23 protein-coding genes are annotated in these 24547 nt (G+C 54.4%); 12 read left to right on the top strand and 11 right to left on the bottom strand.

All coding sequences use genetic code 11. The annotated features are described in order from the left end of the window. Window positions 1-268: 268 nt before the first annotated feature. Window positions 269-1528: an L-rhamnose isomerase gene (locus AC0LWE_RS20295; protein WP_059180576.1), complete on the bottom strand. Its 1260-nt coding sequence runs from the start codon at window positions 1526-1528 to the stop codon at window positions 269-271. Further along, window positions 1525-2994 (bottom strand): rhamnulokinase, encoded by a 1470-nt coding sequence (gene rhaB, locus AC0LWE_RS20290; protein ID WP_219347240.1) that lies wholly within the window; start codon window positions 2992-2994, stop codon window positions 1525-1527. The genes AC0LWE_RS20295 and rhaB overlap by 4 nt, the downstream gene beginning before the upstream one ends. Before the next feature lie 301 nt (window positions 2995-3295). Here rhaB and rhaS point away from each other — a divergent pair, with 301 nt between their 5' ends. Together rhaS and rhaR are read left to right on the top strand one after the other, a co-directional pair. Beyond that, window positions 3296-4132 (top strand): HTH-type transcriptional activator RhaS, encoded by an 837-nt coding sequence (gene rhaS / locus AC0LWE_RS20285; protein ID WP_202668672.1) that lies wholly within the window; start codon window positions 3296-3298, stop codon window positions 4130-4132. A gap of 72 nt (window positions 4133-4204) precedes the next feature. Next, window positions 4205-5053: an HTH-type transcriptional activator RhaR gene (gene rhaR / locus AC0LWE_RS20280; RefSeq protein WP_202694766.1), complete on the top strand. Its 849-nt coding sequence runs from the start codon at window positions 4205-4207 to the stop codon at window positions 5051-5053. Here rhaR and rhaT read toward each other — a convergent pair whose 3' ends face one another. Further along, the gene (rhaT, locus tag AC0LWE_RS20275) at window positions 5054-6088 is read right to left on the bottom strand and encodes an L-rhamnose/proton symporter RhaT (RefSeq protein WP_131487133.1); all 1035 of its coding nucleotides are present in this window, start codon (window positions 6086-6088) and stop codon (window positions 5054-5056) included. Window positions 6089-6377: 289 nt separating this feature from the next. Between rhaT and sodA the strand changes: the two genes are divergently transcribed. Next, window positions 6378-6998, top strand: coding sequence for a superoxide dismutase [Mn] (gene sodA, locus AC0LWE_RS20270; RefSeq protein WP_015961022.1), 621 nt, complete (start codon window positions 6378-6380; stop codon window positions 6996-6998). Between the two features lie 74 nt (window positions 6999-7072). Next, window positions 7073-7747: a 6-hydroxyaminopurine reductase gene (yiiM, locus tag AC0LWE_RS20265; RefSeq protein WP_174343742.1), complete on the top strand. Its 675-nt coding sequence runs from the start codon at window positions 7073-7075 to the stop codon at window positions 7745-7747. Window positions 7748-7934: 187 nt separating this feature from the next. On the opposite strand, the gene cpxA is transcribed toward yiiM, so the two are convergent. Together cpxA and cpxR are read right to left on the bottom strand one after the other, a co-directional pair. Beyond that, window positions 7935-9308, bottom strand: a complete 1374-nt coding sequence (gene cpxA, locus AC0LWE_RS20260; RefSeq protein ID WP_059180584.1) for an envelope stress sensor histidine kinase CpxA — start codon at window positions 9306-9308, stop codon at window positions 7935-7937. Beyond that, window positions 9305-10003 carry an envelope stress response regulator transcription factor CpxR gene (gene cpxR, locus AC0LWE_RS20255; RefSeq protein ID WP_059180585.1) on the bottom strand — a complete coding sequence of 233 codons (699 nt, stop codon included), beginning with the start codon at window positions 10001-10003 and terminating at the stop codon, window positions 9305-9307. The genes cpxA and cpxR overlap by 4 nt, the downstream gene beginning before the upstream one ends. 150 nt (window positions 10004-10153) lie before the next feature. Between cpxR and cpxP the strand changes: the two genes are divergently transcribed. The 7 genes from cpxP to AC0LWE_RS20220 all read left to right on the top strand — a co-directional run bounded on the left by cpxP (window position 10154) and on the right by AC0LWE_RS20220 (window position 17872). Further along, window positions 10154-10654 carry a cell-envelope stress modulator CpxP gene (gene cpxP, locus AC0LWE_RS20250; protein ID WP_059180586.1) on the top strand — a complete coding sequence of 167 codons (501 nt, stop codon included), beginning with the start codon at window positions 10154-10156 and terminating at the stop codon, window positions 10652-10654. A gap of 437 nt (window positions 10655-11091) precedes the next feature. Then, window positions 11092-12309: a serine hydrolase domain-containing protein gene (locus tag AC0LWE_RS20245; RefSeq protein ID WP_202694763.1), complete on the top strand. Its 1218-nt coding sequence runs from the start codon at window positions 11092-11094 to the stop codon at window positions 12307-12309. Between the two features lie 110 nt (window positions 12310-12419). Further along, window positions 12420-13322, top strand: coding sequence for a CDF family cation-efflux transporter FieF (fieF, locus tag AC0LWE_RS20240; protein WP_174343740.1), 903 nt, complete (start codon window positions 12420-12422; stop codon window positions 13320-13322). A gap of 234 nt (window positions 13323-13556) precedes the next feature. Then, window positions 13557-14519: a 6-phosphofructokinase gene (gene pfkA, locus AC0LWE_RS20235; protein ID WP_015961015.1), complete on the top strand. Its 963-nt coding sequence runs from the start codon at window positions 13557-13559 to the stop codon at window positions 14517-14519. 133 nt (window positions 14520-14652) lie between these two features. Then, window positions 14653-15642, top strand: coding sequence for a sulfate ABC transporter substrate-binding protein (locus tag AC0LWE_RS20230; RefSeq protein ID WP_202668668.1), 990 nt, complete (start codon window positions 14653-14655; stop codon window positions 15640-15642). A gap of 108 nt (window positions 15643-15750) precedes the next feature. Beyond that, window positions 15751-16494 carry a CDP-diacylglycerol diphosphatase gene (locus tag AC0LWE_RS20225; RefSeq protein WP_202668667.1) on the top strand — a complete coding sequence of 248 codons (744 nt, stop codon included), beginning with the start codon at window positions 15751-15753 and terminating at the stop codon, window positions 16492-16494. Window positions 16495-16567: 73 nt separating this feature from the next. Next, on the top strand, window positions 16568-17872 hold the full coding sequence (locus tag AC0LWE_RS20220; protein ID WP_219347241.1) for an SLC13 family permease: 1305 nt from the start codon (window positions 16568-16570) through the stop codon (window positions 17870-17872). A gap of 48 nt (window positions 17873-17920) precedes the next feature. Here the strand turns inward: AC0LWE_RS20220 and tpiA are convergent, their stop codons facing one another. Next, window positions 17921-18688: a triose-phosphate isomerase gene (gene tpiA, locus AC0LWE_RS20215; protein WP_059180591.1), complete on the bottom strand. Its 768-nt coding sequence runs from the start codon at window positions 18686-18688 to the stop codon at window positions 17921-17923. Window positions 18689-18799: 111 nt separating this feature from the next. After that, a complete protein-coding gene (locus AC0LWE_RS20210) occupies window positions 18800-19396 on the bottom strand; it encodes a DUF1454 family protein (RefSeq protein WP_059180592.1) in 597 nt (198 codons plus the stop codon). Window positions 19397-19508: 112 nt separating this feature from the next. Here AC0LWE_RS20210 and AC0LWE_RS20205 point away from each other — a divergent pair, with 112 nt between their 5' ends. After that, window positions 19509-19928, top strand: a complete 420-nt coding sequence (locus tag AC0LWE_RS20205) for a DUF805 domain-containing protein (RefSeq protein WP_174343736.1) — start codon at window positions 19509-19511, stop codon at window positions 19926-19928. On the opposite strand, the gene fpr is transcribed toward AC0LWE_RS20205, so the two are convergent. The 4 genes from fpr to AC0LWE_RS20185 all read right to left on the bottom strand — a co-directional run bounded on the left by fpr (window position 19929) and on the right by AC0LWE_RS20185 (window position 24383). Continuing rightward, on the bottom strand, window positions 19929-20675 hold the full coding sequence (gene fpr / locus AC0LWE_RS20200) for a ferredoxin--NADP(+) reductase (RefSeq protein WP_174343735.1): 747 nt from the start codon (window positions 20673-20675) through the stop codon (window positions 19929-19931). Between the two features lie 96 nt (window positions 20676-20771). Then, window positions 20772-21782 carry a class II fructose-bisphosphatase gene (gene glpX / locus AC0LWE_RS20195; protein WP_059180595.1) on the bottom strand — a complete coding sequence of 337 codons (1011 nt, stop codon included), beginning with the start codon at window positions 21780-21782 and terminating at the stop codon, window positions 20772-20774. A 225-nt stretch (window positions 21783-22007) separates the two neighbouring features. Next, entirely contained in the window at window positions 22008-23516 is a 1509-nt protein-coding gene (glpK, locus tag AC0LWE_RS20190; protein ID WP_219347242.1) for a glycerol kinase GlpK, read from the bottom strand. A gap of 21 nt (window positions 23517-23537) precedes the next feature. Further along, window positions 23538-24383 (bottom strand): MIP/aquaporin family protein, encoded by an 846-nt coding sequence (locus AC0LWE_RS20185; RefSeq protein ID WP_015961005.1) that lies wholly within the window; start codon window positions 24381-24383, stop codon window positions 23538-23540. Window positions 24384-24547: the final 164 nt, after the last annotated feature.

The raw sequence follows: 24547 nt of genomic DNA, 5'->3' as shown, positions 1-24547 counted from the left end.
CTGCGCTTACCCGGCCTACAAAATCTGGTATTCGGTGAGGCCTGATGCCCTCACCCTAGCCCTCTCCCACAGGGAGAGGGGACTGTTCGGTGCTGTTTTCTCCCCTCCCACACAGGGAGAGGGGACTGTTCGGTGCTGTTTTCTCCCCTCCCACACAGGGAGAAGGGACTGTTCAGTGCTGTTTTCTCTCCTCCCACACAGGGAGAGGGGACTGTTCAGTGCTGTTTTCTCTCTCTCCCTCAGGAAGAGGGCAGGGGTGAGGGTTGTGTTACCCGCGTTGACTCAACACCTCTTTCTCATAGGCCCGCACGTTGTCCAGCCACTGGCTGCCGACGGGCGCGTCGTTGCGCTGGCAGTACATTTCCCAGATGGCCTGCCACGGCAGGGATTTTTGCTCCTCCAGCAGCGCCAGACGCGCGGTGTAGTCGCCGTTTTCTTCCAGCTGTTTCAGCGCAGAGGTTGGCTCCAGCAGCGCGCGCAGCAGGGCTTTTTTCATGTTGCGCGTACCGATCACCCATGCGGCGATGCGGTTGATAGAGGCGTCAAAGAAGTCGAGGCCAATGTGCACGCGGTCGAACAGATCGTGGCGGATGATTTCGCTGGCGATGGCCTGGGTTTCGTCATCCAGCAGCACCACATGGTCACTGTCCCAACGCACCGGACGGCTGACGTGCAGCAGCAGGCGCGGGACGTACAGCATGGCGGCGGAGATTTTGTCGGAGATCACTTCCGTTGGATGGAAATGGCCGGCATCCAGGCACAGCGCGGTTTGGCGGCTGGTGGCGTAACCCATGTAGAACTCATTCGAGCCGACGGTGTAGCTTTCCGCGCCGATACCGAACAGTTTGCTTTCCACGGCATCGATGTGATGCGCCGGATTTATCTTTTCGCTGATGATCTCATCGAGCGCCGCCAGCAGGCGCTGGCGCGGGGCCAGGCGGTCGACGGTGATGTCTTTCATGCCGTCCGGGATCCAGATGTTCATCACTGACGGCGTACCAAGCTGTTCGCCAAAATAAGCTGACACGCGGCGGCTGGCCTTCACGTGGTCGATCCAGAACTGGCGAATTTCATCATCTGCGTGAGACAGCGTAAAACCGTCGGCGCTCAGCGGATGTGAGAAGCAGGACGGGTTGAAATCCAGCCCAAGTTTGTTGGCTTTTGCCCACTCAACCCAGTTCTTAAAGTGTTCCGGTTTGATTTCGTTACGCGCGACTGGCTCTGGAGCTTCGTGATAAATCGCATGCAGATTCAGGCGTTTTGGACCGGGGATTAAGCTCAGTGCCAGCTCTAGATCGGCGCGTAGCTCGGTCGCGTTACGCGCTTTGCCTGGATAATTACCGGTGGCCTGAATACCGCCCGTCAGCGCGGCGCCGGTATTTTCAAAGCCTGCGACGTCATCGCCTTGCCAGCAGTGCATGGAAACCGGCAGGCGATCGAGCTGGCGCAGCGCCTCGTCGACATTCACGCCGACGTCGGCGAAACGCTGTTTAGCCAGTTCCCAGGCTTGTTCAAGTTGAGTGGTCATGCGCAAAGCTCCTTAGTCAGTCGTTTTTGCTGAAACTGCGCTCGGTAGCGGGCAATTTCATGGCAGGAATTAGGGGTAAACGTGGTGAGGGCATAGTTGCCCGTGACCACGGTGCGGAAATCGTCCACGTTGGTGAGTTCGTCCAGCGTCATCAACTGGATGCCGATATTGCCGAGCGTGGAGGCCTCTACAGGACCCGCCACGACGGTGATCCCGCAGGCGTCGGCACACAGCTGATTCAGCAGCTGGTTCTGGCAGCCACCGCCTACGATGTGCAGCTGGCTGAAGGGTTTGCCGCGCAGTGCTGCCAGCTCTTGCAGCACGTCGGCGTACAGCAGAGCGAGGCTGTCGAAAATACAGCGTGCCAGCTCGGCTGGGGTGTCAGGGATTGGCTGGTGTGTTTCGCGACAGGCGGCCTGAATCTCGGCGCTCATATTGGCCGGATTGATAAAGCGATCGTCGTTCGGGTTGATCACGAAACGGCACGCTGTCAACGCTTCGGTATCGGCAATCAGCGCCGACAGGTCGGAGACGTTTTGCTCTTTCAGCACGCGCTGGAGTAGCCACAGCCCCATGATATTTTTCAGCACCCGATAGCGGCCTTCTGCGCCGCCTTCGTTGGTGATATTGGCCGCCAGCGCCGCATCGCTGGTGTACGGCGTTTTGCTCTCGAAACCCATCAGCGACCAGGTGCCGGACGAGAGATATGCCGCGTCTTTGCTGGCGAGTGGAGAGGCGATCACGGCGCTGGCGGTGTCGTGGCTTGCCACCGCGACGACGGGAATTTGATTGCCCAGCGGGCAAATCCAGTGACCGATCACATTGCCGGGATGCGTCGGCGTACCAAACCAGGCGGCGGAGACGCCGGTCCAGTTGAGCAGGCGTTCATCCCAGTTATCGGAGTTTATGTTGACCAACTGCGTGGTGGTGGCGTTGGTATATTCCCAGTTCAGATTGCCGGTGAGGCGATAGCTAAAATAGTCGGGGATCAGCAGCGCGTGGGCGACGTTTTTAATCAGCGCGGGCTGCTGTTCCGCCAGCGCACGCAGCTGATATAGCGTATTGAACGGTAAAAACTGGATGCCGCTGCGCCCGTAGATGTCCGCTTTGCCAAGCTGTTCAATGGCGCGGGCCATCACGCCGTCGGTACGGCTGTCGCGATACGACACCGGCAAACCGACGCGCGCGCCGTCGCGGTCGAGCAGGACATAATCCACGCCCCAGGTATCAATCCCGATACTGTCAATCAGAATGCCTTCTTCGCAGACCTTGTTCAGGCCAGTGCGGATTTCAGCTTCCAGGCTGTCAATGTCCCAGGTGTCCGCACCGTCCTGCTTTTGCAGGCAGTTAACAAAACGGTGGATCTCGCGAAGAGTCAGCGTGCGCTGTTCAGGGGCGTAGCAGGCCAGCATTACGCGACCGCTGGAGGCGCCTAAATCGACAGCGACACAATGGCGAAGAGTCATGTTCCGGTCCTTCTTTAAGTCATTACCGGAGAGTGTAAGAAAGGAAGGAAAAACAGACCTTCTCGCCACTGACAGGCAAAATCCGCGGCTGGCAAGAAATCAAAGATGAACGTGAGGGAGTTCACAGTTTCCAGTTATGGCGCGGATGTCAGGTCATGTGACGGTTACCGCATTTCCCGATCTTTCCCGCTGTTTCTTAAAAATCCGACAGGCTTTGCGCGCTTTGCTGTCGAAAATTGAAGGTGAGAATCGCGCCCCTTAATTACTATTTTGAGAACATTTCTCATTGGTGGTGGCCGTTATGACCGTACTGCACAGCGTGGATTTTTTCCCTTCCGGACTTTCGCCCGTTGCGATTGAGCCGCGCCTGCCGCAGGCGGCCTTTCCGGAACATCACCATGATTTTCATGAGATTGTGATTGTTGAGCATGGGACGGGCATTCACGTTTTTAACGGCCAGCCGTACACCATCAGCGGGGGTACCGTCTGCTTTGTACGCGATCACGACCGACACATGTATGAACATACCGACAACCTGTGCCTGACGAATGTGCTCTATCGTTCCCCGGACGCGTTCCAGTTTTTATCGGGGCTAAACCAGCTGTTGCCGCAGGAAAAAGACGGGCACTATCCGTCGCACTGGCGAGTGAATCAGTCCACGCTGCAGCAGGTGCGCCAGTTGGTCACCCAGATGGAGCAGACCGAGGAAAATACGGAATCACATGCGCTCGCCAGCCGTGAGCTGTTGTTCATGCAACTGCTGGTGCTCCTGCGTCGGAGCAGTCTGGTGGAAGGGCTGGAGAATAACGACGCGCGGCTCAATCAACTGATGGCCTGGCTGGAAGATCACTTTGCCGAAGAGGTGAGTTGGGAGACGGTGGCGGATGTATTTTCGCTTTCTCTGCGCACTCTGCATCGCCAGCTCAAACAGCACACCGGTTTGACGCCGCAGCGCTATTTGAATCGCCTGCGATTGATCAAAGCCCGCCATCTTTTGCGTCATACGGACGAGAGCGTGACGGATATCGCATATCGCTGCGGCTTTGGCGACAGTAACCACTTTTCGACGCTTTTTCGCCGGGAGTTTAGCTGGTCACCGCGCGAAATCCGTCAGGGACGGGATGCGTCACTTCAGTAACGCGAGGGCAATCACCGTTTTTTTTTCGCGAAACGGCTAATAATGTTCGGTTATTAGCCGCTGGGGTGTGTTGTGGGCGTTCCGTTAATCCTTCGCAAATCTGATTTTTTTGCCAACGCCGGACAGGCCGTCGCGGTGGCGGACCGCTATCCGCAAAATGTCTTTGCTGAGCACACGCACGAGTTTTGCGAGTTAGTGCTGGTGTGGCGCGGCAACGGCCTTCACGTCCTCAACGATCGTCCCTATCGTATTACGCGCGGTGACCTGTTTTATATCCGCGCGGAAGACAAACACTCCTACGCCTCGGTTAACGATCTGGTTTTGCAGAACGTCATTTATTGCCCGGACAGGCTCAAGCTGAACGTTGACTGGGCCAGCAACATTCCTGGCTTTGACGATACACAAGGCGCGCCGCACTGGCGTTTGAGCAGCAACGGTATGGCGCAGGTCAGGCCCGTTATCACGCAGCTTGAACAGGAGAGTTTGAAGGCTGACCCGAGTGCGAACGAAATGGCTGAACTGCTGTTCGCCCAACTGGTGATGACGCTCAAACGCTTTCGTTATGCGATCGATAACCCTTCGGCGAACGAGCAAGAGGCGCTGCTGGATAAGTTGATTACCGCGCTGGCTGGCAGCCTGAATCGCAGCTTTGTGCTGGAGACGTTTTGCGAACAGGAACAGTGCAGTGAACGCGCCTTGCGTCAGCAGTTTCGCACCCAGACGGGCATGACCGTGAATCACTATTTGCGCCAGCTACGCATTTGCCACGCGCAATATCTGCTGCAACATACGGAGCTGATGGTGAGTGAGGTGGCGATGCGCTGCGGCTTTGAGGACAGTAACTATTTTTCGGTGGTGTTTAACCGCGAAGTAGGGATGACGCCGGTTCAGTGGCGTCATCGCAGTCGAAAAGCGGCGTAATTAACTCGCCATGCCCAGGCCGACAATGTTGGCGGCAATAATGATCACCACACAACCCAGACTCAGCACGCCCACCGGACGACGCCCGGCGTTGTTCCACTCTTTCAGCACCAGACCTACCAACCCGCCGCACAGCACGTAGAAACTCATGTGTAGCATCCAGCTCATATAGTCATATTGCGCCGGAATGCTGGCGTGTCCCCAGGCGTAGAAGAAGAACTGCAGATACCACATCAGGCCGCCGAGCGCCGAGAGCAGCACGTTGGTGATGATTAACGATTTTGCCAACGAGAAGTCGGCTTTTACTGACAGATTCTTCACTTTTGCCAGACGAATAAAACAGAAGCCCAGGTTGACCAGCGCCCCGCCGCCCATAATTACCACATAGCTTGGCAGCGCGACATACAGCGGATCAACGCCGAGCGCGGCAGCGGCTTCGTGCATTGGTTTTGCCGCGTTCATCGCAAATGACATGCCCGCCGAGAAAATGCCGCACATCACCGCCAGCACCAGCCCTTTCTTCAGATTGAAATCCTCGGCGGTGATGCCCATTTTGCGCTCTTTCAACTGGCCCGCGCGGGTGACAATCCCCACACCGATCACCGCCACCAGCACGCCGAGCAGCGTCATTCTTCCGCCACGGGTGTTGATCAGCACGTCAAAATTACCGTTCAGAATCGGCGTCATCAGGGTGCCGACAATCAGTGTGATCCCGATGGCAATCCCAATCCCCATCGACATGCCCAGATAGCGCATCGTCAGGCCGTAGTTGATATTACCGATGCCCCACATCGCGCCAAACAGAAAAACGGGCAGCAGCGTGGAGGCGCTAAAGGAAGAGAAATATCCCCAGAAATCAGGGAGGAGTAGAGCACTGACCGTCCAGGGCAAGATAAGCCACGAGACAGTACCGCCAACAGACCACATGGTTTCCCATGACCAATGTTTGACCTTTTTAAACGGGGCATAGAAACAGGCTGCACTGGCTGCGCCTATCAAATGCCAGAAAATACCCATCGTAATCGCATGATTCATTTTTACATCCTCATCGTTTTTATATGTCGTTGGCTTCCCTCCGACCCGATGAGTGTAAAAATTACGCGGTGAGCGAACCTTCAGAAGGTTGCCGCACTTTTCTTCCAAATGGCAATCAACGCGTTAACCGCGTGAGCAGACTCACAATTTCACGATTGACACAAAAATGAATAACCTTATAAAAAGTACGGCATTGATAATCATTTTCAATATCATTTAATTAACTATAATGAACCAACTGCTTACGCGGCATTAACAGCTGTGCCGCCCGACAATAATGGAGAGGATTATGAGTTATACACTGCCATCCCTGCCGTATGCCTATGACGCACTGGAACCGCATTTCGACAAGCAGACGATGGAAATCCATCACACTAAACACCACCAGGCTTATGTAAACAACGCGAACGCTGCGCTGGAAAGCCTGCCAGAATTCGCTGAATTGTCTGTTGAAGAGCTGATCACCAAACTGGATCAACTGCCAGCAGACAAGAAAACCGTTCTGCGTAACAACGCGGGCGGCCACGCTAACCACAGCCTGTTCTGGAAAGGCCTGAAAACCGGCACCACCCTGCAGGGCGACCTGAAAGCGGCTATCGAGCGCGATTTCGGTTCTGTGGATGCTTTCAAAGCGGAATTCGAAAAAGCCGCTGCAACCCGTTTCGGTTCTGGCTGGGCGTGGCTGGTGCTGAAAGGCGACAAACTGGCTGTGGTTTCTACCGCTAACCAGGATTCCCCGCTGATGGGTGAAGCAGTTTCTGGCGTGTCTGGTTTCCCAATTGTGGGCCTGGACGTGTGGGAACACGCGTACTACCTGAAATTCCAGAACCGTCGTCCAGACTACATCAAAGCATTCTGGGACGTGGTGAACTGGGACGAAGCAGCAGCGCGTTTCGCCGCTAAAAAATAAGGTTGCATTGACGCCTGTGAGAAGCGAGTCTGATGACTCGCTTTTTTTGTATCTGCATAAAGGAGCCACGATACATGCACTATCCGGTAAATGTGTTTACAGGCAAGGTCAGGGACTACGATGGTAGCCGTCCGAGCGCGATTGCTAAAGTGCAGGTTGATGGTGAGCTCACGTTGACCGAACTGGGGCTGGCGGGTGACGAGCAGGCCGAGAAAAAAATCCACGGCGGGCCTGAGCGCGCGCTGTGTCATTATCCCCGCGAACATTATCTCCATTGGGCGCGTGAATTCCCCGAGCAGGCGGATCTCTTCGTCGCTCCCGCGTTTGGCGAAAACCTGTCGACCGACGGCATGACCGAAAAAGACGTCTTTATTGGCGACATTTATCGCTGGGGTGACGCGCTGATTCAGGTCACGCAGCCGCGCTCCCCGTGCTTCAAACTCAACTTCCATTTCGGCATCAGCGATATGTCTTCGCTGATGCAAAGCGCGGGTAAAACCGGCTGGTTGTATCGCGTGGTGCTGGCGGGGCAGGTTTTTGCTGATGCACCGCTCGAGCTGGCATCGCGCCTGAGTGATGTGTCGGTTTATGATGCTTGCGCCATCGCCTGGCATATGCCGTTTGATGATGAACAATATCATCGGCTACTGTCCGCGGCGGGTCTGTCGACAAGCTGGACCAGAACCATGCAGAAGCGACGAATTGCTCGCAAGATCGAGGATAACTCCCGGAGGTTGTGGGGGAAATAGCGTGCTGTTATCCCCTCACCCCGGCCCTCTCCCAAGGGGAGAGGGAGAAAGACAGTAGGGAGCTCTTTTCTTTCCCAAGGGAAGCGGGAAAACACTGCACGGAGCCATTCCTTCTCTTTCGGAGGGAAAAAACTGTACGGAACCATTCCCTCTCCCTGTGGGAGAGGGGTAGGGTGAGGGCAAAAAGTTACGAACGCTTATACAGCGGCAACCACATGGTTAACCGTAATCCCCCCAGCGGGCTGTCGTCGGCTTTAACCCAGCCACGGTGCTGCTGAATGGCGGTTTCGACAATCGCCAGCCCAAGCCCCGTCCCGCCAGACTCGCGATCGCGCGCTTCGTCGGTACGGTAGAATGGACGGAAAATTTGTTCGCGATCTTCCGCGCTCACGCCAGGACCGTCATCATCCACGTTGATGGTGACCCCATCTTTATCGACCGAGAACGCCACCTCAATCTTCGTGTGCGAGTAACGCAGAGCGTTACGCACGATATTTTCCAGCGCGCTTTCCAGCGTGTTGGGGTTACCGTACAGCGGCCACGGCCCCGGCGGGAAGTTGACGGTAAACGACTTGCCCATCTGTTCGGCTTCGAACGCGGCGTTATCCAGCACCTCATGCCACAGGTGATTGGCTTTCACCGTTTCGCTCACCAGCGCATTTTTTTGCTGATTGCGCGACATCACCAGCAGATCGTTGATCATGCTGTCCAGACGATGCGCTTCCATCTCGATACGCTCCAGCTCTTTACTCTCGCCGCTACGACGACGCAGCAGTGCGGTGCCGAGTTGCAGACGCGTGAGCGGGGTGCGCAGCTCGTGAGAGATGTCAGACAACAGGCGTTGCTGTGACGTCATCATCCTTTCGAGTGCGGTGACCATCTGGTTAAAACTGGCACCGGCGGCAAGGAATTCTTGCGGTCCGGCTTCCAGTTCCGGATGCTGTCGCAGGTTGCCCTGAGCCACTTCGTCCGCCGCGTTTTTCAGCTTACGCGCCGGTTTTGCCAGGCTCCACGCCAGCCATAACAGCAGCGGAGAACTCAACAGCATGGTGACAATCAGCAGCAGCAGCGGACGGTCAAACAGCAGGTTGATGAAATCAGTTTGCGAACTGCTGGCCGGTCGAATCAGATAGAGCTGGTAATTATCTTCCCCATCCCTGATGGAAAATGGCCCCACCATTTCTACCCGACCGTACTTTTTCTTTTGTGGATGATCGGCGTTATCCGCCTGGCCAATGAAGTTACGGATAATTTGCATTTCATTGCGTTCCGCACCGATCACGCGGCCTTCGCTGGTAACCAGCAGCAGCCGTTGTCCGGGCGGCGCCCATTTGTCGATAGCGCGAAACAGCCTGCGCCACCACATCAAATCATTGGGCGGATCGTTTGCCAGCTCAGCTTCCACGTGTTGTTCGATCATCACGCCCTGACGTTGCTCGCTGTCGAGAAGCTCCGTCATCTGGCGTGAGTCGAGTTTTGGCAACATCAAAACCAGCATCAAAACCAGTGCCAGCGTCAGCCAAAAAATGGCGAAAATGCGGGCGGTTAAGCTGCCAATCATGAAGCGGAAACCATCAGATAGCCGCGGCCACGTAAGGTTTTAAACCATGGGTGACCATCTTTGCGCTCCGGCAGCTTCCGGCGCAGGTTAGAGATGTGCATGTCGATGGCGCGGTCAAACGGTGTAAGACGTTTGCCCAGCACTTCCTGACTCAAATGTTCACGCGATACCACCTGGCCGAGATGCTGCGCCAGCAGATAAAGCAGGGTGAACTCGGTGCCGGTTAATTCCAGCGCGACCCCATCAAAGCTCGCTTCCTGACGCCCTGGGTTCAGGCTAAGGGAATCCACTTCGAGCGTCGGTGAACTGTTATCGCTATTCTGCTGCTGTTCGCTCCAGTGGGAACGACGCAGAATCGCGCGGATACGCGCTACCAGCTCGCGATCGTTAAACGGTTTAGGTAAATAGTCATCGGCACCCAGCTCAAGGCCGAGAACGCGATCCAGTTCGCTGCCGCGAGCGGTCAACATGATTACAGGTGTCTGATAGGTCTGGCGTAGTTCTTTAAGCGTATCAATACCGTTTTTCTTCGGCATCATCACGTCAAGCAAAAGCAAGTCAATGCTGTCGTCCAGAAGACTCAGCGCCTGTTCCCCATCATGGGCAACAATCACGTTGAAACCTTCCATGTCCAGCAGCTCTTTTAGAAGAGATGTAAGCTCTCGGTCATCATCAACTAACAGGATTTTATTCATTGTTTAAATACCTCCGAGGCAGAAATTACGTCATCAAGGCTATCTAATCCATGACTTTACGTTGTTTTACACCCCCTGACGCATGTTTGCAGCACGTATCGTAATCTGTCTTCGTTGAATCGCGACACGAAAGATTTTTGGGAGCAAGTGATGCGCAAAGTTACCGCTGCCGTCATGGCCTCAACACTGGCGTTTAGTGCTTTAAGCCAGGCTGCTGGAGTCATCACCGGCGTTAACGGGTCCTCAGCTGAGGGCATTACGCAGCACAGTGGCCAGAGCCATATGTTTGACGGCATAAATTTAACTGAACACCAGCGTCAACAGATGCGAGATCTGATGCACAGGGCAAGACACGATCAGCCCCCTGTTAATGTTAGCGAAATAGAGACAATGCATAGCCTTGTCACTGCAGAAAATTTTGACGAAAGCGCTGTACGCGCTCAGGCACAAAAGATGGCACAGGAACAAGTGGCCCGCCAGGTCGAGATGGCCAGGGTTCGCAACCAAATGTTCCACCTGCTATCGCCCGAGCAGCAAGCGGTTTTGAACGAGAAACATCAGCAACGAATGGATGAGTTGCGTGAGGTTGCCCGGATGCAACAAAGCGCTGAGATGACGTTTTTCAGTAGCAATACCCGTAGTAACCAGTAGACCCTGTTTTCCTTGCCATAGACACCATCCCTGTCTTCCCCCTCATGATGAGGGGGTTTTTTTTGCCCAAAATTCTGCCACTTCACGACTCTGCCAGCAGCATAACGCCGCATTGTGCTCTTCATTACTGCCATTGAGAGTACATTAAATCGCCGCGTTGCGTTTTTTATGTACGGTAATTCACTAGGACGACGTACTTCATTCGGTTATCATTACTAACAGTCGTACTAAGATAGCTGAACTGCCCAAGATAAGTGGCGGTAAAATAAAGATAAAATCAGATATTCAAACAGAGTAAACCGACGAGCCTTGGGTTTGCGGGATAACAATAACGCTCTGGTCTTTCCGCTCATGTACTTCTGTTTACGACGCTCTGCGCCATCTTTTAGACAGACATCATTGTGTCTGCCATTTAACAGTGATGTTTTTCTCTGACGATGAAATTTTTAATACCTCTGCTGCTTTCGCCCTTGCTGGCGCTGACCGGTTGCACCAACAGCACGTTGTCGCAAATGGATAATCCTGACCCAAATATCACCCCGGTGACGGTGGGGTATTACGGCCGCAATATTGATCCGATGATCAACCAATATATGCAGGAAAAGCAGGTTACCGGCATGGTGGTCGCGATCATCTATCATAATGGGTCGGCAGAATTCCACTCTTATGGGGTAACGGACGATCTGAGTCAGCGTGCAATTACGCCTGATACGCTTTTTGCACTGGGATCGCTGAGTAAAGGGGTGACCGCTGAGGTTGCCACGCTCCTCGTAAATGAGGGACAACTTAACTGGACGGATACGCTGGAAACACTGCTTCCACGGGGAACGTCGTTAAGTGCGGATGCTAAAAAAATCACGCTATTGCAGCTTGTGACTCATACCTCGGGTCTACCCCGTCAGCCCATGGATTTATTAACGCTGGAGAACCTTCTCAGCTATTTCCGTACGGGTGAAAACTTCTATGCCCAACTGGATAATGATTCGCTGCTGACTTATCTCAGCGATTTTGACGCGCCAGCCTATCGGGTACCGCAGTATTCCAACATCGGTTATGCCCTTCTGAGCCATATTTTGCAACGACGTACCGGCAAATCGATGGAGACGTTAGCACAGGATAAACTCCTGAAACCGTTGCAGATGAGCAACAGCAGCTTCACGCCGGAATCGCTCAAAGCTTATCCCTACCGCGCGCTCGGACACGCGGGGGATCAACCCAAATTTATTTCGCGTGGCGCACTCACGCCCGACTGGGTGTTTCAGCAAAATATGATGGGGGCGGCGAGCTTATACAGCAGCGCCCGCGATCTTGCTGAATATGCCCGTGCGCACTTCACTGCCACATCACACCCCGCCATTGATCGCGCCCTGGCAGATGTGACGCAAACCTATTTTTACCGACAAAAAGAAGCGGCTAATATCGCCTGGGTCAGTGACGAAACCGCCAGCCAGAAAATAACCTATCAAGTGGGATACATTGGCGGATATTCAAGCTATATCGGTTTTGATAAAAAAAACCAGAGTGCAGTGATCGTGCTGCAAAATAGCTTTAACTGGAGCAACTACATTGGCCAGACGATCCTGACGCTACTTGAGCCACAGAAAAGCCAAATCCTTCAGGAAGGCACTCTGGCAATGACGAACCGATCGCTTTAAAAATGGCGGCGATGTTTTTATCCGCTTCATTCTGATTTGTTAACCGTTTATTCATGCTTTACCTGCGGATGCATCCGTTATACTAGCGGCATGGCATGACAGGAGCATGTATGAATCATTCTTATGGCCGGCTGGTGAGCCGCGCCGCAATCGCCGCGACGGTTATGGCGTCGTGTTTGCTAATCATCAAAATCTTTGCATGGTGGTATACCGGCTCGGTCAGTATTCTGGCAGCGCTGGTAGATTCCCTCGTCGATATCGCCGCGTCGTTAACCAATCTGCTGGTGGTGCGCTACTCGTTGCAACCCGCGGATGATGAACACACTTTCGGCCACGGCAAAGCGGAATCACTCGCCGCGCTGGCGCAAAGTATGTTTATTTCTGGCTCTGCGTTATTTCTCTTTTTAACCGGTATTCAGAATTTGATATCGCCCGTTCCGATGAAAGATCCGGGTGTTGGCGTGGTCGTCACGGTAATAGCACTTATTAGCACAATTGTTCTGGTAACGTTCCAACGCTGGGTTGTTCGCAAAACCCAAAGTCAGGCGGTACGGGCGGATATGCTTCATTATCAGTCTGATGTTATGATGAATGGTGCGATTCTTGTTGCGCTCGGACTCGCATGGTATGGATGGCATCGTGCCGACGCGTTATTTGCGTTAGGGATTGGGATCTATATTTTATACAGCGCCTTACGTATGGGTTATGAAGCAGTGCAATCGCTTCTTGACCGCGCGCTTCCCGATGCAGAACGAGCAGACATCTTTAATATCGTCACCACCTGGCCGGGCGTCAGTGGTGCTCACGATCTTCGTACGCGGCAGTCAGGGCCGACCCGCTTTATTCAGATTCATTTAGAAATGGAAGATAACCTGCCGCTGGTTCAGGCGCATGTGATTGCTGAGCAGGTTGAACAGGCGATTTTGCAGCGTTTCCCGGGTTCGGACGTCATTATTCACCAGGATCCCTGTTCGGTCGTACCAGGACATTTGAGCTTTCGTAATTCGTTGTAAAAAAGTGAGCCAGGCCAGCATTTTGTGGATAAATTACCCCCATTGGGGCTGACCTGAATCAATTCAGCTGGAAGTGGTTGATATACTATTTGCAGTATTGGTTGGTTGAATAGACCCGTCATATTTCAAGTTGCATGCGCGTAGGCTGCGCTTTTCTGCAAATTGAACTATGTAGGGTATAGACCTCTTCCGGCAACAGATTTCATTTTTGCATTCCTAAGTTCAGAGGTAGTCATGATTAAGAAAATCGGTGTGTTGACAAGCGGCGGTGATGCCCCAGGCATGAACGCGGCAATTCGTGGTGTTGTGCGTGCAGCGTTGACGGAAGGTCTGGAAATTTTTGGCGTTTATGACGGTTATCTGGGTCTGTATGAAGACCGTATGGTCCAGCTCGATCGCTACAGCGTATCTGACATGATTAACCGTGGCGGCACCTTCCTGGGTTCCGCGCGCTTCCCGGAATTCCGCGAAGAGCACATCCGTCAGGTGGCTATCGAAAACATGAAAAAACGCGGCCTGGACGCGTTAGTGGTTATCGGCGGTGACGGTTCTTATATGGGCGCAAAACGCCTGACTGAAATGGGTTTCCCATGTATCGGTCTGCCGGGCACTATCGATAACGACATCAAAGGCACCGACTACACTATCGGCTTCTTCACGGCCCTCGGGACGGTTGTTGAAGCGATTGACCGTCTGCGTGACACCTCTTCTTCTCACCAGCGTATTTCCATCGTTGAAGTGATGGGCCGTTACTGCGGCGACCTGACCCTGGCGGCGGCCATTGCTGGTGGCTGCGAGTTCATCGTAGTGCCTGAAGTCGAGTTCAGCCGTGAAGACCTGGTTAACGAAATCAAAGCCGGTATCGCGAAAGGCAAAAAACACGCCATCGTCGCGATCACTGAACACATCTGTGATGTGGACGAGCTGGCAAAATACATCGAAACCGAAACCAAGCGCGAAACGCGTGCCACGGTTCTGGGTCACATCCAGCGCGGCGGTTCCCCGGGTCCTTACGACCGTATTCTGGCCTCTCGCATGGGCGCATACGCTATCGACCTGCTGCTGCAGGGTCATGGCGGCCGTTGCGTCGGTATTCAGAACGAAAAACTGGTTCACCATGACATCGTTGACGCGATCGAAAGCATGAAGCGTCCGTTCAAAGGTGACTGGCTGGACTGCGCGAAAAAACTGTATTAATCCGCACGCCCTCTCTATCTGGAGAGGGCTGTTTATTCCCCTAAGTTATAGCCAATCTTTTTTTATTCTTTTATCGTCATAATCCTTTCTGGCAACCTGCATTCATCAAAACACTACACAAGAGAGTTGGGCGATGAACAAATGGGGCGTGGGATTAACGTTATTGCTGGCATCGACCAGCGTTCTGGCAAAAGACATCCAGTTATTGAACGTGTCGTACGATCCGACGCGTGAGCTTTACGATCAATACAACAAAGCGTTCGCGGCGCATTACAAGCAAGAGACCGGCGATAACGTGGTGATTCGCCAGTCGCATGGCGGCTCCGGAAAACAGGCTACGTCCGTCATCAACGGTATTGAAGCTGATGTGGTCACCCTGGCACTGGCCTACGATGTAGACGCTATCGCTGAGCGTGGTCGTATTGATAAAAACTGGATTAAACGTCTGCCGGACAACTCTGCGCCGTATACCTCCACCATCGTTTTCCTGGTACGCAAAGGTAATCCCAAACAGATTCATGACTGGAACGATCTGATTAAACCCGGCGTTTCCGTGATCACCCCGAACCCGAAAAGCTCCGGTGGCGCACGCTGGAACTACCTGGCAGCCTGGGGCTACGCGCTGCATCACAACAACGGTGATCAGGCCAAAGCACAGGATTTCGTTAAATCCCTGTTCAAAAATGTCGAAGTGCTGGATTCCGGCGCACGCGGCGCAACCAATACCTTCGTAGAACGCGGCATTGGCGATGTGCTGATTGCATGGGAAAACGAAGCGCTGCTGGCAACCCATGAACTGGATAAAGATAAGTTCGAAATTGTCACCCCGAGCGAATCTATTCTGGCGGAACCAACCGTTTCTATCGTCGATAAAGTGGTTGAGAAAAAAGACACCAAAACGGTGGCCGAAGCCTATCTGAAGTACCTGTACTCTCCAGAAGGCCAGGAAATCGCGGCGAAAAACTTCTATCGCCCACGTGACGCGGACGTAGCGAAGAAATATGACAGCGCGTTCCCGAAACTGAAGCTGTTCACCATTGACGAAGAGTTCGGCGGCTGGGCGAAAGCGCAGAAAGAGCACTTCTCTAACGGCGGCACGTTCGACCAAATCAGCAAACGCTAAGCGTTCAACCCGCATGACAAGAGACCCGGCGCGAGAAATCCGCCGGGTTTTTATTTGGTCATCATTTTGCGTTACTCTTTCGCTTCAACTGGATACAGGGAATGCGTGATGAAAAAACTTATCGTACTGGTACTGGTGGTCAGCGTGGCTGTCGCGGGCGGCTGGTTCTGGATGAAGTCCGGTAATCCTGACGCATTGCGCCATATCGTTCTCGAACAGTGTCTTGTGAATCAGCAGCAGCACCGCAATCCCGCGCCGTGCGCACTGGTTAAACCGGATGCCGGTTACGTCGTGTTTAAAGATCGCAACGGGCCGCTGCAATACCTGCTGATGCCAACTTACCGCATCAACGGCACCGAAAGCCCGCTGCTGACCGAGCCGCAGACGCCGAATTTCTTCTGGCTGGCGTGGCAGTCGCGCAACTTTATGAGCATGAAGCGCGGTGTGGAAGTGCCGGACAGCGCCATCTCGCTCACGATCAATTCGCCAACCGGGCGCACGCAAAATCATTTTCATATTCACATTTCCTGCCTGCGTGCCGATGTGCGCGAAAAGCTGGACGCGAATCAGGGACAAATTAGCACGCAGTGGCTGCCGTTTCCTGGCGGCCTGGAGGGGCATGAGTATCTTGCGCGACGGGTGACGGAAGCCGAGCTGGTAAAACGCAGCCCGTTTATGATGCTGGCGCAAGAACTGCCGGAAGCGCGTGAGCACATGGGGCGGTTTGCCATGGCGATGGCGCAGCAGTCCGACGGTTCGTTTGTGCTGCTGGCGACCGAGCGAAATCTACTGGTGCTTAACCGCGCATCTGCTGAGGAATTACAGGATCATCAATGCGATATCCTGAATTGACCCCACCATAAATAGCGTTTACTCGTACTGCCTGTCGCCGTAGACTTGCTGAAAAATTCGACAGGAGACAGGTATGTCGCTCTGGTTTACTCACCCTCTTTTTCTGCCCTCGGTCATTGTTGGCATCACTATCGTGCTGTGGGCGACCTCGCTCCTGCCGGAATTTATCACCGCGCTGCTGTTCTTTACGGCCGCGATGATCGCCAAAATTGCCCCAGCGGATGTCATTTTCGGGGGCTTTGCATCATCGGCCTTCTGGCTTGTCTTTAGCGGATTTGTACTCGGCGTGGCGATTCGCAAAACCGGCCTGGCGGACAGGGCGGCGCGCGCGCTATCGGCAAAGCTGACCGATTCGTGGGTGTTGATGGTGGCAAGCGTGGTGCTGCTGAGTTATGCCCTGGCATTCGTGATGCCGTCGAACATGGGGCGTATCGCGCTGCTGATGCCGATTGTGGCGGCGATGGCGAAACGTGCCAGCATCGCGGACGGCTCGCGTGCGTGGTTTGGTCTGGCGTTGGCGGTAGGTTTTGGCACGTTCCAGCTTTCCGCAACGATCCTCCCCGCTAACGTGCCCAATCTGGTGATGAGCGGCGCGGCAGAAGGTTCATACGGCATCCACCTGAACTACGTGCCTTATCTGCTGCTGCATACGCCGGTGCTCGGCATTCTGAAGGGGCTGATTCTGATTGGGCTGATCTGCTGGTTGTTCCCCGGCTCACCCAAACATCCGCAGGAGGTTGCTGCCCCGGAACCGATGGGGCGCGATGAGAAGCGGCTCGCCTGGCTTCTGGCGGTGGTGCTGGTGATGTGGGTGACGGAGGGCTGGCACGGGATTGGCCCCGCGTGGACCGGGCTGACGGCATCGCTGGTAGTGATGCTCCCGCGCATCGGTTTTATTACCGGCGAGGAGTTTTCGGCGGGCGTGAATATGCGCACCTGCATCTACGTGGCGGGCATTTTGGGGCTGGCCATCACCGTCACGCAGACGGGAATAGGGAGCGCTGTAGGTGAAGCGCTGCTTCATCTGATGCCGCTGGACGCAGATAAACCGTTTACCAGTTTTCTGGCGCTTACGGGGATCACCACAGCGCTTAACTTCATCATGACCGCCAACGGTGTTCCGGCGTTGTACACCACGCTGGCGCAGAGCTTTTCCGATGCGACCGGTTTCCCGCTGCTCTCGGTGATTATGATTCAGGTGTTGGGTTATTCCACGCCCCTGTTGCCGTATCAGGCGTCGCCGATTGTGGTGGCGATGGGGCTCGGGAAAGTGCCTGCAAAGGCGGGAATGATGCTGTGTCTGACGCTGGCAGTGGCGACCTGGCTGGTCCTGTTACCGCTCAATTATTTGTGGTTTAGCGTGCTGGGGAAATTATAGGTTCTTTTCGATTTTCCCCTCTCCCCATCGGAGAGAGGGGTCGAGCTATTAAGCTTGTTTAGCGGCTTCTGCTGCTTTAACGATCACCGCGAAAGCGTCAGCTTTCAGGGATGCACCGCCAACCAGCGCGCCGTCGATGTCCGGCTGGGTGAACAGCTCAGCAGCGTTTGCCGCGTTAACGGAACCGCCGTACTGAATGATCACTTGCTCAGCGACTTTCGCGTCGGCTTTAGCAATGTGGTCACGGATAAATTTGTGAACAGCCTGTGCCTGCGCAGGGGTTGCTGATTTGCCCGTACCGATTGCCCATACAGGTTCGTAAGCGATAACTACGCCTTCGAACGCGCTTGCGCCCTGGGTTTTCAGCACAGCGTCGATCTGACGTGCGCACACTTCTTCGGTTTTGCCTGCTTCGTTTTCTGCTTCGGTTTCACCGATGCACAGAACTGGAATCAGACCCTGCTCTTTCAGCACAGCGAATTTCTTCGCGATGAACTCGTCAGACTCTTTGTGATAAGTACGACGCTCAGAGTGGCCGATGATGATGTATTTTGCACCGATATCTTTCAGCATTTCAGCGGAGGTTTCACCGGTGAATGCACCAGACAGGTTAACGTCAACGTTCTGTGCACCCAGAACGATGTGGCTGCCGTCAGCAGCGTGTTTAGCCAGATCCAGATAAATGTCTGGTGGAGCGATCGCTACAGCACAGCCCGTCACGCCAGCCAGCTCTGTACGCAGGTTCGCGATCAGCTCGTTTACCATATGGCGGCTGCCGTTCAGTTTCCAGTTACCCATCACTAAAGGATGTCGCATTTCAATTCTCCACGCTACTAAAGCGAATTAAGGATTATGGCCGCCCTGACGGGCAGCATGGTCTGTGAATCAGTATAGAGATTTTCCCTCGAAAGGCTTTGCTTTTTGTCATTAATTCGCCCCTCCGAGTGTGTCAGATAGCGCCAGCTTAATCGGTTCAACGGCGAAGGTCAGCCCCTTTTCGCCGTGATCTGCAACCACATAGCGGATCGCGCCGTCTGTTTCGGCGTAGTAACGTTTATTTTTACCGGCGGTCAGCAATTTTTGCAGCTTTTGCTGGCTTTGCACTTTGGTCAAAATCGGGGTAAAGGCGCGCAAAATGGCGCTCATGTACTCCAGCGCTTTGGCTTTGGCCGCTTTCTGTTCCGGGCCTTGAATCGGCAGCCAGGTGATTTGCATGCTTTTGATTTTTAACGTGCCGCGCTCAAGTGCGGTCGAGGCGTACAGATTTTCGTTAATTTTACTCGCTGCACGCGTCAGGGTTGGCGTGTCTTTTGCGCCGTCTATCGCGCGAAATTCACCCAGCGCCAGCGTGGGATTATCTTTGTTGAACGTTTCACGAAACTGACTGATCGATTGATCGAACGACGGCGCGCCTTGCAGAAGATACGGCGCAGTCGCAGGCGGAGAAGCGTCATTGGCGAGCAGGGAAAAGCTGGCGATAAGCATCGTTAAACACAGCAGAATCGGGTGAGTCCATCTTTTCATCAATATTATCCCTGGCGGTCATTGCTCATGATTAAAACGATATCTGCCCGGCTTGTCAAAAGGTCGGCACTCCAGGGTAAACTACGCGGCAGACGATAATAAGGAACCTGACATGACCATACAGCAGTGGCTGTTTTCATTCAAAGGGCGTATTGGACGCCGTGATTTTTGGATTTGGATCGTGACGTGGATTGTCGCGATGCTGGTGCTTTTCGGCCTGGCGTACAGCAACTGGTTGGGCACCCAAACGGCGGCTTTTGCACTCGTATGTCTGCTGTGGCCAACGGCTTCAGTCATCGTTAAACGTCTGCATGACAGGGGCCGTTCCGGTTTGTGGGCGCTGCTGGTTCCACTGGCGTGGATGCTGCTGGCGGGCAACTGGGCAATACTGCCGTCGGTACTGCCCTGGGTGGTTGGGAAACTCATTCCGACGGTGATTTTTGTGATGACCCTTATCGATCTGGGCGCGTTTGTGGGCACCCAGAGCGAGAATAAATACGGCAAGGACACCCTGGAAGTGAATTTCCGCTAATTACCAGTAGTGTTCAGCAGTCATATGGCCCGGTCGGCGGCGCAAATGTTTGGTCATCTGCCGGGAATCTTTCAGCAACTGCTGAGTATCACGCACCATCTGCGGGTTGCCGCACAGCATCACATGGCTGGTTTCAGCATTCATCTGTAAACCCACGGCGGATTCAAGTTCGCCACTTTCAATCAGCGCCGGAACGCGTCCGGTAAGCGCACCATCTACGGTTTCACGGCTCACCACCGTCTGGATTTTCAACTTCCCTTCGTAGCGTTTTTCAAGCGCCTGCATCAGCGGCAGATAGCTCAGATCGGCGGCATAGCGTGCGGCATGAACCAGAACGATATTTTTGAATCGCTCCAGATCCTTCCCGTATTGCAAAATCGACAGATAAGGACCGATGGCTGTACCGGTTGCCAGCATCCACAAGGTGTCACAGTCGGGGATCTCTTCCAGCACAAAGAAACCGGCGGCTTCGCTGACCATCAGAATGTCATCACCGGGCTGAAGCGCCGCCAGGCGTGGGCTGAGTTTGCCGTCAGGAACGGTCACCAGATAAAACTCGAGATCCGGATTATCCGGCGCATTGACGTAGGAATAGGCGCGTTGCACGCGTTCACCGTCAATTTCCAGCCCCAGCTTGGCAAATTGCCCGGCCGTGAACGGATGGATGGGCGCATGAACGGTGATACTAAAAAGTGCATCGGTCCAGAACGTTACTTTTGTGACTTTACCTGTTACCCAGTCCGCCATGACGATCTCCTGTGCTGATATCTGTTTCTATCTTCCGTTCTTGCCGGAGAGATTTCCAGCCCAGCGGGGCCGGAAAGCTCTATTGATCAAATCACCTTACAGGATGTGAGTTTGAACATTCGGGTCTTTGCGATCCAAATAGTGAATCGACTGAATACGACGAATGGTGCGTGATTTTCCGCGAATCAGCAGCGTTTCGGTGGTGGCCATATTGCCCTTGCGGGTGATGCCGTCCAGCAGATCGCCTTTAGTGATGCCCGTTGCCGAGAAGATCACGTTATCGCTGCGCGCCATGTCATCCAGTGACAGCACTTTATTCGCTTCAATGCCCATCGCTTTGCAGCGCGCCAGCTCCTGTTCGCCGATGCGACGGTTCTCTTCGCTGTCACCTTTCACGTCATGACGCGCCAACAGGCGGCCCTGCATATCACCGTCCAGCGCGCGGATCACCGCAGCGGACACCACGCCTTCCGGCGCGCCGCCAATGCCGTACAGCACGTCGACTTCACTGTCTGGCATACAGGTCAAAATAGATGCCGCGACGTCGCCATCCGGAATGGCAAAAACACGCACGCCGAGCTGCTGCATATGCGCAATGGTGACGTCATGGCGCGGTTTGGCGAGAATAGTGACGGTCAGTTCACTGAGCGGTTTATTCAGCGCGGCCGCGACATTGCGCAGGTTATCCGCCAGAGGCAGATTGAGATCGATAGCGCCTTTCGCGCCAGGACCGACAATCAGTTTTTCCATGTACATATCAGGCGCGTTGAGGAAGCAGCCTTTATCGCCGACCGCCAGCACCGCCAGCGCGTTCGCCTGGCCCATCGCCGTCATGCGCGTGCCTTCAATCGGGTCGACGGCGATATCTACCGCGTCACCGTTACCGGTGCCCACTTTCTCACCGATGAACAGCATTGGCGCTTCGTCGATCTCGCCTTCGCCGATGACAATGGTCCCGTCAATGTTGACCTGATTGAGCATAATGCGCATCGCGTGAACGGCCGCGCCGTCAGCAATATTTTTGTCGCCGCGTCCTAACCACTTATAGCCTGCGAGGGCGGCGGCTTCGGTGACGCGGGAGAATTCGATGGCAAGTTCACGTTTCATGGGGTACTCGTGCAGTCAAAAGGAATTGCACGAAGTTTATCACAGAGTGGGATGGGGTGCGGATCGATGCGGTGCGGCCTGATGCCTTCACTCCGGCCATTTCCCACGGGAAGAGGGGGAAAAGCAGTCAGGATTAACACGCGTCGGTCAGGAAAAAAGCGGCAAGTAAAGTGTGAGTGAAAACCAGAAAACCCCTCTCCCATTCGGAGAGGGGGAGGGGGGAAATTACTCTTCGTGCTCTTCCCACGCCAGCGCGCGTTTCACCGCTTTTTTCCAGCCGTTGTAGCGATAGTTACGCTCGGTCGTCTCGATACCCGGACGGAATTCACGCTCAATGACCGCTTTTTCCTGCAGCTCATCCAGATTCTGCCAGAAGCCAACCGCCAGACCAGCCAGATACGCGGCACCCAACGCGGTGACTTCGCGCACTTCTGGACGCTCAACGCGGGTGCCCAGAATGTCAGACTGGAACTGCATCAGGAAGTTGTTCGCCACCGCACCGCCGTCCACGCGTAGAGCGTGCAGACGAATGCCGGAGTCGGCTTGCATCGCTTCCAGCACGTCACGCGTCTGGTAGGCGATGGATTCCAGCGTCGCGCGGATGATGTGGTTCGAGTTCACCCCACGCGTCAGGCCGAAAATCGCGCCGCGCGCATACGGGTCCCAATATGGCGCGCCCAGGCCTGTGAATGCAGGTACCACGTACACACCGTTGGTGTCTTTCACTTTGGTGGCGAAATATTCGGAATCGAACGCATCGCTGATGAGCTTCATTTCGTCGCGCAGCCACTGAATGGATGCACCGGCCATGAATACCGCACCTTCCAGCGCATAGTTCACTTCGCCGCGTGGGCCACAGGCGATGGTGGTCAGCAGGCCGTTTTCTGATTTCACCGCTTTCTCGCCAGTGTTCATCAGCATAAAGCAGCCGGTACCGTAGGTGTTTTTCGCCATCCCTTCTTTCACGCACAGCTGGCCAAATAGCGCTGCCTGCTGGTCACCGGCGATACCGGAGATTGGAATACGCGTGCCGCCTTTACCACCGATGTTGGTCTGGCCGTACACTTCTGACGATTTACGCACTTCGGGCAGCATGGCGCGCGGGATGTCCAGCGCTTCCAGCATTTTGTCATCCCAGTCCAGCTCGTGGATGTTGAACAGCATGGTACGGGAGGCGTTGGTGTAATCGGTAACGTGCACACGCCCTTGGGTCATCTTCCAGATGAGCCAGGTATCGACGGTTCCGAACAGGAGTTCGCCGCGTTTTGCACGCTCGCGGGAGCCTTCAACGTGATCCAGAATCCACTTCACTTTGGTGCCAGAGAAGTACGGATCCACCACCAGACCGGTGGTGCTGCGGATGTAATCTTCCATGCCGTCGCGCTTGAGCTTCTCGCAGATTTCCGCCGTACGACGGCACTGCCAGACGATGGCGTTATAGATTGGTTTGCCGGTTTCACGTTCCCACACAATCGCGGTTTCACGCTGGTTGGTGATACCAATTGCCGCGATTTCATCGGAACTGATGTCGGCTTTCGCCAACACTTCGACCAGCGTTGAGCTTTGGGTAGCCCAGATTTCCATCGGATCGTGCTCTACCCAGCCAGGCTTAGGATAGATTTGTTCGAATTCGCGCTGTGACACGCTGACGATATTCGCGTCATGATCCATTACGACAGCGCGGGAGCTGGTAGTGCCCTGGTCGAGCGCAACGATATATTTTTTGTCGGTCATAGTATGTGTCCCGTAGTCAGATTACAGCGAAGCTTTTTGTTGTGCGGTAGAGGTCGTTTCTTTCTCGTCTTCCACACAGGTGTCGCACGGTAAGTGGCGACCAATTAATTTGCGATAGCCGAATGCGCCCAGCGCAGCCCCTGCAATCGGGCCGAACAGCGGCACCAGGAAGTAAGGGATATCTTTAGCGCCGGTAAAGGCCACTTCACCCCAGCCTGCAAAGAAGGCGAAGGTTTTCGGCCCCAGGTCACGCGCCGGGTTCATCGCAAAGCCCGTCAGTGGACCCATTGATGCGCCGATCACCGCAATCAGTAAACCAATTAGCAGTGGCGCCAACGGGCCGCGTGGAATGCCGTTACCATCATCGCCCAGCGCCATGATAACGCCCATCAGAATAGCGGTAATCACCATCTCAACCGCGAAGGCCTGCACAAAATTGATATGCGGGTTTGGATACGTTGAGAAGATACCGGCCAGATCCAGACTTTCGACACTGCCGCGCACCATATGATGCGTCTGTTCGAAGTCGATGAAAAGATTGTAATAAAGCCCGTAAACTAATGCCGCTGCGCAAAAGGCGCCGGCAAACTGAGAAATAATGAACGGCACAACTTTGCGTCCGTCAAAGCAGGCAAACAGCCACAACGCGATGGTTACCGCCGGGTTAAGGTGTGCGCCGGAAACCCCTGCAGTCAGGTAAATGGCCATGGCCACGCCCAAACCCCAGATGATGCTGATTTCCCACTGGCCGAAGGTCGCGCCAGCTACTTTCAGAGCAGCAACACAGCCTACACCGAAGAAAATCAACAACCCGGTACCAAGGAACTCGGCGATGCACTGGCCTTTTAAGGTTGATGTCTGACTCATAATCGGAATCCTGAAGAAAGATGAATGTTTATTGTTAGCGCAGCGACAGCGGACAGCCACGATGTCCTGTAGACATGCTGTTAATTTATCGTTAACGAGCAAAAACGAGAAATATCGAAATCAAAATGTGTGTGCTGTGTCAATAAAATGAGCGTTTTCGCGCT

The sequence above is a fragment of the Lelliottia sp. RD5 genome, from assembly GCF_056032945.1.
This window is presented reverse-complemented; position numbering and strand designations above follow the sequence as displayed.

Excerpts from the sequence above, each read along its gene's own strand:
- AC0LWE_RS20295 (WP_059180576.1), bottom strand. The coding sequence starts at position 1,528 with ATGACCACTCAACTTGAACAAGCCTGGGAACTGGCTAAACAGCGTTTC.
- rhaB (WP_219347240.1), bottom strand. The coding sequence starts at position 2,994 with ATGACTCTTCGCCATTGTGTCGCTGTCGATTTAGGCGCCTCCAGCGGT.
- rhaS (WP_202668672.1), top strand. The coding sequence starts at position 3,296 with ATGACCGTACTGCACAGCGTGGATTTTTTCCCTTCCGGACTTTCGCCC.
- rhaT (WP_131487133.1), bottom strand. The coding sequence starts at position 6,088 with ATGAATCATGCGATTACGATGGGTATTTTCTGGCATTTGATAGGCGCA.
- sodA (WP_015961022.1), top strand. The coding sequence starts at position 6,378 with ATGAGTTATACACTGCCATCCCTGCCGTATGCCTATGACGCACTGGAA.
- yiiM (WP_174343742.1), top strand. The coding sequence starts at position 7,073 with ATGCACTATCCGGTAAATGTGTTTACAGGCAAGGTCAGGGACTACGAT.
- cpxA (WP_059180584.1), bottom strand. The coding sequence starts at position 9,308 with ATGATTGGCAGCTTAACCGCCCGCATTTTCGCCATTTTTTGGCTGACG.
- cpxR (WP_059180585.1), bottom strand. The coding sequence starts at position 10,003 with ATGAATAAAATCCTGTTAGTTGATGATGACCGAGAGCTTACATCTCTT.
- cpxP (WP_059180586.1), top strand. The coding sequence starts at position 10,154 with ATGCGCAAAGTTACCGCTGCCGTCATGGCCTCAACACTGGCGTTTAGT.
- AC0LWE_RS20245 (WP_202694763.1), top strand. The coding sequence starts at position 11,092 with ATGAAATTTTTAATACCTCTGCTGCTTTCGCCCTTGCTGGCGCTGACC.
- fieF (WP_174343740.1), top strand. The coding sequence starts at position 12,420 with ATGAATCATTCTTATGGCCGGCTGGTGAGCCGCGCCGCAATCGCCGCG.
- pfkA (WP_015961015.1), top strand. The coding sequence starts at position 13,557 with ATGATTAAGAAAATCGGTGTGTTGACAAGCGGCGGTGATGCCCCAGGC.
- AC0LWE_RS20230 (WP_202668668.1), top strand. The coding sequence starts at position 14,653 with ATGAACAAATGGGGCGTGGGATTAACGTTATTGCTGGCATCGACCAGC.
- AC0LWE_RS20225 (WP_202668667.1), top strand. The coding sequence starts at position 15,751 with ATGAAAAAACTTATCGTACTGGTACTGGTGGTCAGCGTGGCTGTCGCG.
- AC0LWE_RS20220 (WP_219347241.1), top strand. The coding sequence starts at position 16,568 with ATGTCGCTCTGGTTTACTCACCCTCTTTTTCTGCCCTCGGTCATTGTT.
- tpiA (WP_059180591.1), bottom strand. The coding sequence starts at position 18,688 with ATGCGACATCCTTTAGTGATGGGTAACTGGAAACTGAACGGCAGCCGC.
- AC0LWE_RS20210 (WP_059180592.1), bottom strand. The coding sequence starts at position 19,396 with ATGAAAAGATGGACTCACCCGATTCTGCTGTGTTTAACGATGCTTATC.
- AC0LWE_RS20205 (WP_174343736.1), top strand. The coding sequence starts at position 19,509 with ATGACCATACAGCAGTGGCTGTTTTCATTCAAAGGGCGTATTGGACGC.
- fpr (WP_174343735.1), bottom strand. The coding sequence starts at position 20,675 with ATGGCGGACTGGGTAACAGGTAAAGTCACAAAAGTAACGTTCTGGACC.
- glpX (WP_059180595.1), bottom strand. The coding sequence starts at position 21,782 with ATGAAACGTGAACTTGCCATCGAATTCTCCCGCGTCACCGAAGCCGCC.
- glpK (WP_219347242.1), bottom strand. The coding sequence starts at position 23,516 with ATGACCGACAAAAAATATATCGTTGCGCTCGACCAGGGCACTACCAGC.
- AC0LWE_RS20185 (WP_015961005.1), bottom strand. The coding sequence starts at position 24,383 with ATGAGTCAGACATCAACCTTAAAAGGCCAGTGCATCGCCGAGTTCCTT.